The organism is Roseateles rivi (genome assembly GCF_043555845.1).
In the GTDB taxonomy this organism is placed as follows: domain Bacteria; phylum Pseudomonadota; class Gammaproteobacteria; order Burkholderiales; family Burkholderiaceae_C; genus Roseateles; species Roseateles rivi.
Genome location: NZ_JBIGHZ010000022.1, coordinates 1 through 463, shown reverse-complemented (window position 1 = coordinate 463; position 463 = coordinate 1). Strand labels below are relative to the sequence as shown.

1 protein-coding gene is annotated in these 463 nt (G+C 67.2%); it reads right to left on the bottom strand.

The window, feature by feature from the left end; all coding sequences use genetic code 11:
• Positions 1-463, bottom strand: a 463-nt coding sequence (locus tag ACG0Z6_RS16620; RefSeq protein ID WP_394463466.1) for a contractile injection system protein, VgrG/Pvc8 family, incomplete at both ends; no start/stop codon positions are given.

Sequence of the window (463 nt, the reverse complement as noted above, 5' to 3'; positions counted from 1 at the left end):
CGGTGCGCCCCGCCCTGGTGTTCGAAGTAGTAGTAGAGGCCCCACTCCTGCATGAGCCGCTCGATGAAGACCAGGTCCGTCTCGCCGTACTGCACCTGGAACTCCCGCTTGGGGTAGCGGTGGGTGAGGCGCAGCACGCTGGGGTAGGGGTAGTCGGCCAGCACGGCTTGCACGATCTCGCCCACGTCTTGGTTTTGGAAGATGCGGTAGTCGCTGCTGCGCGTGGCCAGCGTCAGCCAGGGCTCCACCACAATCTCGTAGAGCCCGCGCCGCTCCTCCATCTGCACAAAGCGCGCTGCCGTCACCAGCCCGTTGATCTCGCGCACCCCCGCGCCCACCCCCACCGCCGCACCACCCAGCAACCCCGCCACAAAGCTGCCCCGCCCCTCCAGCTCAAGCTGCAGGCTCACCTCCTTGCCCACCAGCTCCTTGAACGGCACGTTGGCCGCCATCAGCTCGCTGA